Source organism: Novosphingobium mangrovi (genome assembly GCF_022818885.1).
Lineage (GTDB): Bacteria > Pseudomonadota > Alphaproteobacteria > Sphingomonadales > Sphingomonadaceae > Novosphingobium > Novosphingobium mangrovi.
On record NZ_JALHAT010000053.1, the window covers coordinates 19,755 to 31,303 of the forward strand.

10 protein-coding genes are annotated in these 11,549 nt (G+C 67.9%); 9 read left to right on the forward strand and 1 reads right to left on the reverse strand.

The genetic code is table 11. The features are described 5' to 3' along the window. Positions 1 to 257: 257 nt before the first annotated feature. Positions 258 to 1,652 carry an amidase gene (locus MTR65_RS18490; protein ID WP_243802793.1) on the forward strand — a complete coding sequence of 465 codons (1,395 nt, stop codon included), beginning with the start codon at positions 258 to 260 and terminating at the stop codon, positions 1,650 to 1,652. 308 nt (positions 1,653 to 1,960) lie between these two features. On the opposite strand, the gene MTR65_RS18495 is transcribed toward MTR65_RS18490, so the two are convergent. Further along, entirely contained in the window at positions 1,961 to 2,992 is a 1,032-nt protein-coding gene (locus MTR65_RS18495) for a LacI family DNA-binding transcriptional regulator (protein ID WP_243802795.1), read from the reverse strand. A gap of 296 nt (positions 2,993 to 3,288) precedes the next feature. Here MTR65_RS18495 and MTR65_RS18500 point away from each other — a divergent pair, with 296 nt between their 5' ends. The 8 genes from MTR65_RS18500 to MTR65_RS18535 all read left to right on the forward strand — a co-directional run. Beyond that, positions 3,289 to 4,431: a Gfo/Idh/MocA family protein gene (locus MTR65_RS18500; RefSeq protein ID WP_243802797.1), complete on the forward strand. Its 1,143-nt coding sequence runs from the start codon at positions 3,289 to 3,291 to the stop codon at positions 4,429 to 4,431. Between the two features lie 29 nt (positions 4,432 to 4,460). Continuing rightward, positions 4,461 to 5,519 carry a sugar phosphate isomerase/epimerase family protein gene (locus MTR65_RS18505; protein ID WP_243802799.1) on the forward strand — a complete coding sequence of 353 codons (1,059 nt, stop codon included), beginning with the start codon at positions 4,461 to 4,463 and terminating at the stop codon, positions 5,517 to 5,519. 163 nt (positions 5,520 to 5,682) lie between these two features. Then, positions 5,683 to 5,997, forward strand: a complete 315-nt coding sequence (locus MTR65_RS18510; RefSeq protein WP_243802801.1) for an STAS domain-containing protein — start codon at positions 5,683 to 5,685, stop codon at positions 5,995 to 5,997. Next, entirely contained in the window at positions 5,994 to 6,359 is a 366-nt protein-coding gene (locus MTR65_RS18515) for a response regulator (RefSeq protein WP_039393349.1), read from the forward strand. The genes MTR65_RS18510 and MTR65_RS18515 overlap by 4 nt, the downstream gene beginning before the upstream one ends. Continuing rightward, entirely contained in the window at positions 6,356 to 8,368 is a 2,013-nt protein-coding gene (locus MTR65_RS18520; RefSeq protein ID WP_243802803.1) for a chemotaxis protein CheA, read from the forward strand. The genes MTR65_RS18515 and MTR65_RS18520 overlap by 4 nt, the downstream gene beginning before the upstream one ends. A 6-nt stretch (positions 8,369 to 8,374) precedes the next feature. Beyond that, positions 8,375 to 8,923: a chemotaxis protein CheW gene (locus MTR65_RS18525; RefSeq protein ID WP_243802805.1), complete on the forward strand. Its 549-nt coding sequence runs from the start codon at positions 8,375 to 8,377 to the stop codon at positions 8,921 to 8,923. Then, the gene (locus MTR65_RS18530) at positions 8,920 to 9,411 is read left to right on the forward strand and encodes a chemotaxis protein CheW (protein WP_243802807.1); all 492 of its coding nucleotides are present in this window, start codon (positions 8,920 to 8,922) and stop codon (positions 9,409 to 9,411) included. Before MTR65_RS18525 ends, MTR65_RS18530 begins: the two co-directional genes overlap by 4 nt. A gap of 78 nt (positions 9,412 to 9,489) precedes the next feature. Continuing rightward, positions 9,490 to 11,549: methyl-accepting chemotaxis protein (locus MTR65_RS18535; protein WP_243802809.1), on the forward strand; the 2,060-nt coding region annotated here is incomplete at its 3' end.

The following is an 11,549-nucleotide window of genomic DNA, read 5'->3' on the forward strand; positions in this document are numbered from 1 at the left end:
AATCACGTGTACGGGTCACATCCAGGGGCACACCCCATCGCGACCATCCGCAGGTCGCCCGCGATGCACGCCACCCACGCGGAACGACGACGGTAATGTCCCTTCCTGTCGCCGTTCGGGGCCTGCCCGTAACCCGCTACACGTGACAGGGGCGATGCAGTCCTCTCTCTCCTCCTCCCAACGGCTGCATCGCCCCTTTCCCATTTCTCGCCCGGAGCCCCGGCCCTGTCGGCGCCCCGCCTGTGACGGAGTGTGCCATGATGGTTGACCTGCCGGATCTGCCCAACGAGCTCTGCGCCCTTGCCCGCGCCATTGCCGATGGCACCGTCTCGAGCGAAGACGCGGTGCGCACCACGCTCGCCCGCGCCGAGGCCGCGCGCGATCTCAACGCCTTTGTCGAGATCGAGGCCGAGAGCGCGCTGGCCCTCGCACGCCAGTGCGACCGGGAACGCCAGGCCGGGGCGCTGCGCGGGCCCCTTCACGGTGTCCCCCTCGCTCACAAGGACATGTTCTTCCGCGAAGGCCATCCCACAGAGGCCGGGGCGGCGCTGTGGCGCGGCTTTCGGCCAGAGGAGACCTCCCCGCTCATTGCCCGGCTCGAAGGGGCAGGCGCGATTACCCTTGGTCGTCTCCACATGGCCGAGTTCGCGCTGGGCCCCACCGGGCACAACGTCCACCTGGGACGCTGCGGCAATCCCTGGCACCCGCGCGCCATATCGGGCGGCTCGTCCTCGGGCTCGGCTGCGGCGGTCGGCGCGGGCATTCTCACCGCATCGCTGGGATCGGATACGGGCGGGTCGGCCCGGGTTCCAGCGGCGTTCTGCGGCGTGAGCGGCCTCAAGCCCACCACGGGCCTCCTGCCCAGCTACGCGATGATGGAACTCTCGCGCACATGCGACACGGCCGGGCCCATTGCCACTTCATCGCGCGCGCTCGCCCTGCTGATGACGGTCCTGGCCGCGAATGGTCGCGACTACATGGCCGGGATCGGGAACGATCTGTCCGGGCTTCGCATCGGTCTTCCCACCAGCTGGTACACCGACGGCATCCATCCCGAGATCGACTACGCGCTCGAAGCCGCGGCAGCCCAGATGCGCGCGCTGGGCGCGACGCTGGTCGATGTCGCCGTGCCCGACCAGGCCGCCATGGCCCGCGCGGCCGGGACAATCGCCCTCTATGAAGGCGCGCGCGTCCACGCCCGCGAGCTGGCCCTGCGCCCCGGGGACTTCGGCGAGGACGTGCGCGCCCGCCTTGCACGGGGTTCGGCCATCAGCGAAAGCGACTATGGCAGCGCGCTGGCCCTTCGCCACTGGGCGCACGTGGCGATGCGCGACGGCCCGTTTGCCAACGTCGACCTGCTCCTGACCCCGGCGACGCGCATGTCGGTGCCGCTGGCCCGCGACGTGGAGATCCTCGCGCCGGACAGCCGCCAGGCGCTCATCGGGGAGATCTCGGAACTCACCCGGCCCGCTTCGTTGCTCGGCTTTCCCGCGCTGGTGACCCCGATGGGGTTCGACACCCGGCGCCTGCCCCTCGCGCTCCAGTTGATCGGACCGCCCCACAGCGAGGCCCGGCTCCTGCGCACAGCCCATGCCTACGAAGAGGCGACCAGGTGGCACGCCCACCCGCACGCGGCCCTCGCCCGAGCCTAGAGAGCCATGCCGCCCATCATGCTCCTTTCCCCGATGCACCTTTTCGAACACCCTGGCCGTGCCGCAGCGAAGTACGCTGCGACATGGCCATCCTTCGACGGCGGCCACGCTCTCTCTCTCCTACGTATCCTCGGCGTGGCCGCCGTCTTTTTTCCTGTTTTCCGGCCAGCCGGGATGTCTCCCGCTGCACGCCCTCATCGCATTCGCCCGAGGCGGAGCCCATAACAAGAGCACGGCTCCACCAGGCCCTCGGGTCGCGGAGAAGCCTCGGTCCCATCGCGGGGCCGGGGCTTCTTTCTTCAACAGGATCAGGTGCCCGCAACGACCCGGGCCGGAACCCGCGCGGTCGATTCCCGCACGATCAGGCGGTGCGGCAGGATCACTTCGCGTGCGGGTGGCTGGCGATCAGCCGGGAGCAGAGCGTCGAGCATGAGGCGCATCGCGGCCTCACCGATCTCGACCGTGGGGCTGTGTACGGTGGTGAGCGGCGGACTGGCGTAGGCCCCGAAGCGCAGGTCATCGAAGCCCGCCACCGAGACATCGTCCGGAACCGAGAGACCGCGGGCGCGCAGCGCGCTCATCGCGCCAAGCGCCATCTCGTCGTTGGAACAGGCGACCGCCGTGAAGGCCGTTCCTGCATCGAGCAGGCGGACCATCGCATCATAGCCGGACTGCAGCGTGAAATCGCCCTCGTGCACGAGCTGCGCATCGAACTCGATCCCCGCGCGGGCAAGCCCCAGGCGGTACCCGGCCAGACGGTCCTGCGACATGAACAGGTTGATCGGCCCGGTCACCGCGGCAATCCGCCTGTGGCCAAGCCCGGCAAGATGGCTGACCACCAGCGCGCTGGCCTCGTGGTTGTCGATCTTCACGCGCGGCAAGGCGTGGTCGAGCGGATATTCGCAGGCCGACACGATCGGCGGCAGCGTGCCCTTGGCGGGCGGATTGACGACGATGTCGGGCAGGTTGCTTTCCAGCAGGATCATCCCGTCGGCCTGCTTGCCCGCGATCATCGCGGTATAAGTGTTGAGGGCATCGCGGTCGCCTTCGGTGATGCCCAGGAGCACGCGCATGCGGCTCGTGCGCGCGACGTTCTCGATCCCTTCGACGAAGGCGGAGGTGAACGGATTGTAGATGCTGGGGACGACCACCAGGACATTGTCGCTGCGCTGGCGGCGCAAGCCCGCCGCCATGTGGTTGGGCTGGTAGTTGAGGTCGGCAATGGCGGCCTCGATCCTCTCGATCGTGGTCGGCCGCACCATCGAAGGCGTGCTCAGCGCGCGCGAAACGGTCGCAACCGAAACGCCCGCGACGCGGGCAATGTCCTTGATATTTGCCATTACTGTAATCGTTACAGTTGCGACGGACCCCGCACAAGTGATTCACACCGGACACCCGCGACCTTACAGGATGGTAACCTTCCCCTTACGCAAGGACCGTCTTGAAAGTCCTTGGAAGCGGGCCGTGGCGACGGACAGGGATCGTTTGCGCCCTTTCGTGCGGGCCGTGGCGACGGACAGGGATCGTTTGCGCCCTTTCGTATGGTAACGATTACATTGGCGCATTGCAGCGCCCCTCCCACGCGGTTAGATGGATATCCCATCCCTCCTCGCCACCAGATCTCAAGGACCTTCCCATGGCCGCATCCGACATTGCCTCTGATCGTTCGCCCGTGCGTATGGGCCTTGTGGGGGGCGGGCCAGGCTCGTTCATCGGTCCGGTCCATGCGATGGCCGCGCGCCTCGATGGCCGCATTCAGCTCGTCGCCGGAGCCTTCAGTCGCGATGCCGGGCGCTCGCGCGAGGCCGCGATCGGCTACGGCGTAGCGCCAGAGCGCGGCTACCCCTCGCTCGACGCGATGCTTGCCGCCGAGGCGCAGCGCGAGGACGGGATCGAATTCATCACCATCGCGACGCCCAACGCCCATCACGCCGTGGCCGCTAAGGCCGCCATCGCCGCTGGTGTTGCCGTGATGAGCGACAAGCCGATGACCGCGACGCTGGACGAGGCGCGCGAGATCGTGGCGCTGCTCAAGGACAATCCGGTCCCCTTCGGGCTTACCTATACCTATTCGGGCTACCCGCTCGTGCGCGAGATGCGCGCCCGGATCGCAGGCGGTGCGATCGGCACGCTGCGCAAGCTCGTGGTGGAGTACAACCAGGGCTGGCTTGCCGGGGATGCAAACGGCAAGCAGGCCGAGTGGCGCGTCGATCCCAGGACCGCAGGGCTTGGCGGCTGCATTGCCGACATCGGGGTCCACGCCTTCCAGCTCGCCGAATTCGTGACCGGCACACGGGTCGCACAGATCAACGCGGACCTGGGCGCCGTTGTGCCGGGCCGCGTGCTCGACGATGATTGCCAGATGTTCCTGCGCTTTACAGGCGGCGCGCGCGGGCTCCTCATGGCCTCGCAGGTGATGACCGGGGAAGGCAATGACCTCGCCATCCGCGTTTACGGCGACAAGGGCGGGATGCGCTGGAGCCAGGAGACCCCCAACCAGCTCACCCTGCTGAAGGCCGAGGGCGGCATGGAAATCGTGCGCGCGGGCGATCCTTCGCTGGGCACCGCCGCACAGGCCAGCTCGCGCCTTCCCGGCGGCCATCCCGAGGGCCTGCTCGAAGCGCTCGCCAACCTCTACACCGACTTTGCCGGGCACCTGCGCGGGGCCGAAGAGACCCTAGTCCCGAGCGCTGCCGAAGGCTTGCGCGGCATGGCCCTCATTGCCACGGCCGTAGCCGCCAGCCGCGATAACGCAGGCTGGGTCAACCTCGCCGTCTGAGCGCCCCACCCGATTTTGGAGACAGGTACATGAAGACGATCAAGGGCCCTGCCATCTTCCTCGCCCAGTTCCTGGGGAGCGAGGCCCCGTTCAACACGCTGCCCGCGATTGCCGACTGGGCGGCCTCGCTGGGCTACAAGGGCATTCAGGTGCCCACCAGCGACCCGGCCATCTTCGACCTCGAGAAAGCCGCCCAAAGCCAGGACTACTGCGACGAGATCACAGGCATACTGGCCGAAAAGGGCATTGCCATCACCGAGCTCTCGACCCACCTGCAGGGCCAGCTCGTCGCGGTCCACCCGGCCTATGACGCGCAGTTCGACGGCTTTGCAGCCCCCCACGTGCGCGGCAACCCCAAGGCGCGTCAGGAGTGGGCCGTCGAACAGGTCAAGCTTGCCGCCGTCGCCTCACGCCGCCTGGGGCTCAGCGCACACGCCAGCTTTTCCGGCGCGCTCGCCTGGCCCTACTTCTACGCCTGGCCGCAGCGCCCGGCGGGCCTTGTCGAGGACGCCTTTGCAGAGCTCGCGCGGCGCTGGACGCCGATCCTCGACGTCTTCGAGGAGAACGGCGTCGACATCGGCTACGAACTGCATCCGGGAGAAGACCTCCACGACGGCGTCACCTTCGAGCGGTTCCTCGAGGCCACCGGCAACCATGCCCGCGCGAACATCCTCTACGACCCCAGCCACTTCGTATTGCAGCAGCTCGACTACCTCGCCTTCCTCGACATCTATCACGCGCGGGTGAAGTGCTTCCACGTCAAGGACGCCGAGTTTCGCCCCTCGGGCCGCTCAGGCGTTTACGGCGGCTACCAGGGCTGGAGCGAGCGTCCCGGGCGCTTTCGCAGCCTGGGCGATGGGCAGGTCGATTTCGCGCAGATCTTTTCGAAGATGGCGCAGTACGATTTCGACGGCTGGGCCGTGCTCGAGTGGGAATGTGCGCTCAAGCACCCCGAAGTCGGTGCCGCCGAAGGCGCGCCCTTCATCGACCGGCACATCATCCGCGTCACCGACAAGGCCTTTGACGATTTCGCCGACACCGGCTCGGACCGCGCATTGAACGCGCGCCTCATGGGCATCAGCGACTGACCGGCCCTGGCGGGAGAGGCCAGCGCGCCTCTCCCCCTTCCCCTCCTCTCTTGCCCGGACATCGCCAGCGCGCCCCGTAGAAGTCGCTAGGCGCACCCAAGCATATGCTCATTCGTTTCAGGTACCTGCTCGCCAAGGACACCCGAGAAACGGTGAGACAGCAATGCAGATCAGCGTAGGCGATACCGCCACGATCCGGACCATCCAGGGCCTCGCGACGCGCCTTCTCGAAGGCTTTGCCGCGCTTGGCCCGGGCGAGGAGCTCGAACTCGATACATCGCAGCTGGACGAGGCCGATCTCAGCTTCGTTCAACTGGTCGAGGCCGCGCGCATCCAGGGCGCGCAGGAGGGCAAGCCCCTTCGCCTTGCGCACCCCGCCAATACCGCTCTCGCCGCGCTCCTCGAGCGCGGGGGCCTCGCCGCATGCGCGGACAGCGCCGCCCTTGCCTTCTGGTTCCACGGAGACGCCCCGCAATGAGCAGCATCCTCACCGTCGATGATTCCGCCAGCGTGCGCATGGCCATCCGCATCGCGCTTTCGGGCGCGGGGCACTCGGTGGCCGAAGCCGCGGATGGTAGCGAAGGTCTGGGCAAGGCCCGCATGGCCAAGTACGACCTCATCATCACCGACCTCAACATGCCGCGCATGAACGGGCTGGAGATGATCCGCGAGATCCGCAAGCTGCCGATCCAGGCGGGTACTCCGATCATCTTCCTCACCACCGAATCCGCCGACAACCTCAAGAGCCAGGCCAAGGCGGCCGGGGCCACGGGGTGGCTGGTCAAACCCTTCGTTCCCGACCACCTCCTCAAGGTCGCACGCAAGGTGCTGGGCGGATGAGCGAGCAGGACCCCGCCGCGGCCTTCCGCATCGAGGCGGCCGACCTGCTCGATGCGACCGAGCAGGCGCTCCTCGACCTGACCCACGACCTTGCCAGCCGCGACCTCGTCGACACGGTGTTTCGCGGGATGCACACGCTCAAGGGCTCGGGCGCGATGTTCGGCTTCGACGCGCTCGCGGCCTTCACCCACCACTGCGAGACCGCCTTCGACAAGGTGCGCAAGGGGATTGTCCCGGCCAGCGCCGAACTCGTCGCGATCACGCTGGGCGCGATGGACCACATGCGCGCCCTCGTCGACCTCGAGGGCGATGATCCCGCACTGGAAGAGGCCGGAAACGCAATCCTCGAGCGCCTGCACGCCGCGCTTGGCTCCGCGCCCGATGCAGGCGGCGAGGCGGCCCCTACCGGCCAGCCCACGCCCGCGGCCAACACATCGGCGGCGCCCGGCGGTTGGCACATCGTCTTTCGCCTGCCCGCCGAGGCCATGGCGAACGGCACCAATCCGCTGATCCTCCTCGATGAAATGCGCGAGTTGGGGGACGCGGAGGTGCGCGTCCTGACCGACACCGTTCCCCCGCTCGACGAGCTCGACCCGACCCTGTGCTATCTGGGCTGGGACGTCACGCTGAAAGGCGCCGCCACGCGCGAGGACATCGAGGACGTCTTCATCTTCGTGATGGACGACATGGACCTCTCCATCGACGCGCTCGAGAGCGAGGCTCCGGCGGCTTCCAACGCGGTCCAGACCGCTGCCCCGGCCAGCGCGCCAGCCCCCGCCGAAAGTCCGCGCAGCCCGGCCCCGCGCAGCGCGCGCGCGGCCGAGGAAAGCGTGCGCGTGCCCGCAGGTCGCCTCGACGTCCTGATGGACCGGGTGGGCGAACTCGTGATCGTCCAGAGCCGCCTTGCCCAGCTTGCCGAAAGTGGCCTGCGCGGGCCCGCAGGCGAACTGGCGCTGCGCTCGATCTCCGAGGAAGTGGAACGGCTGGCGAGCGAACTGCGCGACACCACGATGGTCCTGCGCATGGTGCCCATCGCCGCCCTGTTCGGGCGCTTTCGGCGCCTCGTCCACGACCTTGCCCACGAGACCGGCAAGGAGATCGAACTGGTCACCGAGGGCGAAAGCACCGAGATCGACAAGACCGTCTCCGAGCAGCTGGCCGATCCCATCGTCCACCTGATCCGCAACGCCTGCGACCATGGCCTGGAGACGCCCGAGGAGCGCGGCCAGGCGGGCAAGGCCACGACCGGACGCATCCGCCTCAGCGCCGAGCAGGCGGGCGGCGAGGTCCTCATCACCATCACCGACGACGGGCGCGGCATCAACCGCCAGCGCGTGCGCGCCAAGGCCGAGGCCAACGGGCTGCTCCAGCCCGGCCAGGTCGTGCCCGACAGCGAACTTCTACAGATGATCTTCCACCCCGGCTTCTCCACCGCCGAGCAGGTCACCAACCTTTCGGGGCGGGGCGTGGGCATGGACGTGGTCAAGCGCACCATCGAGACGCTGCGCGGCACCATCGACATGACCAGCGAGCCGGGCAAGGGATCGACGATCACCCTGCGCATCCCCCTCACCCTGGCCATCATCGAGGGCCTCCTCGTGCGCGTGGGCCAGGGCAACTACGTCATCCCGCTCGCCGCGGTCGAGGAGTGCATCGAGCTTTCGCTGGAAGAGGACATTCGCACGCGCGGGCGCAGCATGATCTCGCTGCGCGGACGGCTCGTGCCCTTCCTGCGCCTGCGCGAGGTGTTCCAGACCGGAACCCGGCCCGATCCCTACCAGAAGATCGTCGTCATCGGCACCGGCGGCGAACGCGTGGGGCTGGTCGTCGACCAGATCATCGGCAGCCACCAGACCGTCATCAAGTCGCTCTCTGGGCTGCACCGGCGCCTGCCCAGCTTCTCGGGCGCGACGATCCTGGGCGACGGCGGCGTCGCGCTCATTCTCGACATCGTCCAGCTTGTCGCGCTGGGCCAGCAACAGGAAGAGCGGCTGCGCGCCGCGGGATAACCAGCCATGCCCCAATCCAGCCCCAAACCCGAGAACGAGGTCGATGGCGCGACCGCCTGGGACGCGCACGGCCAGCTTGAGGTTCTCACCTTCGAGGTCGGCGACGAGCGCCTGGCCGTCGAGGCCGTGACCATCCGCGAGATCCTCGATCTCCTGCCCGAGACCCCTGTGCCCGGCGCCCACGCGCTGGTTGGCAGCGTGATCAACTTTCGCGGCAAGATCATCCCCATTGCGGACCTGCGCATTGCCTTTGGCATGCCGCTGGAGGAGCCCACGCCCGACAGCCGCATCGTCGTCATCGAGATCGAGCTCGACGGCGAGGAAACGCAGATCGGCCTGCGCACCGACAAGGTCAACGAGGTGACCCTTCTGGAGCGCACGACTTCGGCCCCGCCCCCGGTGCTGGGCATGCGCTGGCGCCGCACCTACGCGCGCGAACTGGCGCGCCAGGGCGAGGCCGTGATCGTGCTGCCCGACCTTCCCGCCATCTTTGCCTCGCTCTCCCATCCCCAGGGCCTGAGCGGCGGCGAGGCTTCCATGGGACACGCCGTATGACCGCAGCCAACGAACTCCAGGTCGTCGAATTCGGCATGGGCGGGGACGTCTTTGCCGTGCCTGTCGCCATCGTGCGCGAGATCCTCGACTACGCCCCGCCCTCACCCGTGCCCAATGGCCCGGCCTATTTCCTGGGCCTTACCGACGTGCGCGGCCAGGGCGTCGCCACACTCGACCTGCGCCGACGGCTGGGCTTTCCGCCCGCCGAGGCCTCGCTTGCCACGCGCATCCTCATTCTCGACCTCGCGCAGCAGGGCAGTGCCCTGACGCTGGGCGTGGTCGTCGACCGGGTGCTCAGCGTCACCAGCTTCGAGACCAACGCCATCGAGACCCCGCCCGAAATCGGGGTCGCGTGGAGCAGCGACTATCTCCTGGGCGTCGTGCGCCGCGAGGGCGGCTTCGTCCTCCTCGTCGACATCGCCGCCATCTTCACCGGGACCGAGGCGGCAAGCCTCGCCCTTTCCGCCCTGGCGCCCACCGGCACCTGATCCGCCCCATCTCCCACCCCCGCACACCGCCGAAGGCACACCGCTGACCGCCCGCCGACTGCACAAGGAAACGTCCCCATGCCCTTCACCCTGTTTTCCAGCCTCGATCCGGACCACGTCCTCGACGAGATCGCCCGCGTTGAACGGGCGGTGGCGCGCGGCGACATGTCAGCGCGTACCGAGATGACCTACGGCCAGGGCCAGACCCGCGCCGTGCTCGATGCGGTGAACCGTCTGGTCGACACCTGCCTCCAGCCCTCCGAAGCGCTCAGCCGCGAGATCTCGACGATGACCGCCGAGCATGACCGCGGCGACATCGACGCAGTGATCCCGGTCCAGGACTTCCACGGCGAATTCGCGGTCATGGCGCGCCACATCAACGAGCTCGTCGCCGCCCACATCACCGTCAAGAAGAAGGCGATGGCCTGCGTGCGCGAGTTCAGCGAGGGCAATTTCGACGCGCGCCTCGAACAGTTCCCGGGCAAGAAGGCCTTCATCAACGAGACCATCGAGACCCTGCGCCACAACCTTACCGGCCTCATCACCGAGATGAACCACATGGCGAGCGAACATGAGCGCGGCGACATCGACGTCTTCGTTCCGGCCGAGAAGTTCGCGGGCGACTTCGGCGCCATGGCGCGCGGCGTCAACGACATGGTCGCCGCGCACATCCACGTGAAGAAGCAGGCCATGGCCTGCGTCAAGGCGATCAGCGAGGGCGACTTCGACGCCAAGCTGGAGGAACTTCCCGGCAAGAAGGCCTTCATCAACCGCACCATCGACACACTCAGCCGCAACCTCCAGGGCCTCGTCGACGAGATGAAGCACATGGCCGATGAGCACGAGCGCGGCGACATCGACGTCTTCCTCCCGGTCGACAAGTTCGACGGCGACTTCGCCGACGTCGCGGGCGGCATCAACGCGATGGTCGCAGGCCATATCGCGGTCAAGAAGAAGGCCATGGCCTGCATCCGCGAATTCGGCGAAGGCAACTTCGACGCCCCGCTCGAACGCTTCCCCGGCAAGAAGGCCTTCATCAACGAGACGGTCGAAACGCTGCGTTCGAACCTGCGTGACATCACCGCCGAGATCCAGCGCCTGATCCTGGCCTCCACCGCCGGCAAGCTGGAGACGCGGGGCGATGATCGCCGCTTCGTGGGCGATTTCGCCGGGCTCATCTCGGGCATCAACGGCATGCTCGATGCGATCCTCGATCCCATTGCCGAGGGCAACCGCGTGCTCGCGCTGGTGAGCGAGGGCAACCTGCTCCAGACCGTCGATATCGCCTGCGAAGGCGACCACCAGCGCATGAAGGATGCCATCAACGCGCTTGTCGGCAACTTGCGCCAGTTCGCCCGCGACGTGGGCGAGGCGGCCAACAAGGTCGCCAGCGGATCGAGCCAGATCGCGGGCAGCTCGCAGCAGCTTTCCGAAGGCGCGACCGAGCAGGCCGCCTCGACCGAAGAGGCGTCTGCCTCGATGGAAGAGATGGCCGCCAACATCAAGCAGAACGCCGACAACGCCTCCCAGACCGAGAAGATCGCGCGCCAGTCCTCCAAGGACGCCGAGCTTTCGGGGGTTGCCGTGGAGAAGGCCGTGGGCGCGATGCGCACGATTGCCGAGAAGATCTCCATCGTCCAGGAAATCGCCCGCCAGACCGACCTCCTCGCCCTCAACGCCGCGGTCGAGGCCGCCCGCGCGGGCGAACACGGCAAGGGCTTTGCGGTTGTCGCTTCCGAGGTCCGCAAGCTGGCCGAACGCAGCCAGAGCGCAGCCTCCGAGATCGTCTCGGTCTCCTCCGACACGGTCAAGGCCGCGGCCGAGGCGGGCGAGATGCTGGGCAAGCTTGTTCCCGACATCCGTCGCACCGCCGAGCTCGTCTCCGAGATCAGCGCGGCCTGCCGCGAACAGGACATCGGCGCCTCGCAGATCAACGATGCGATCCAGCAGCTCGACAAGGTCACCCAGCAGAACGCCCACGCCTCCGAGCTCATCTCCTCCACATCGGACGGCCTTGCCGGACAGGCAGGTGATCTGCAGAACTCGATCACCTTCTTCCAGGTCGGCGCCGGTGAGGCTGGGTCGCGCATGCTGCGCGCCAGCCCGGCCCCCGCGCCGCGTCAGGCCGCCCTGCCCCA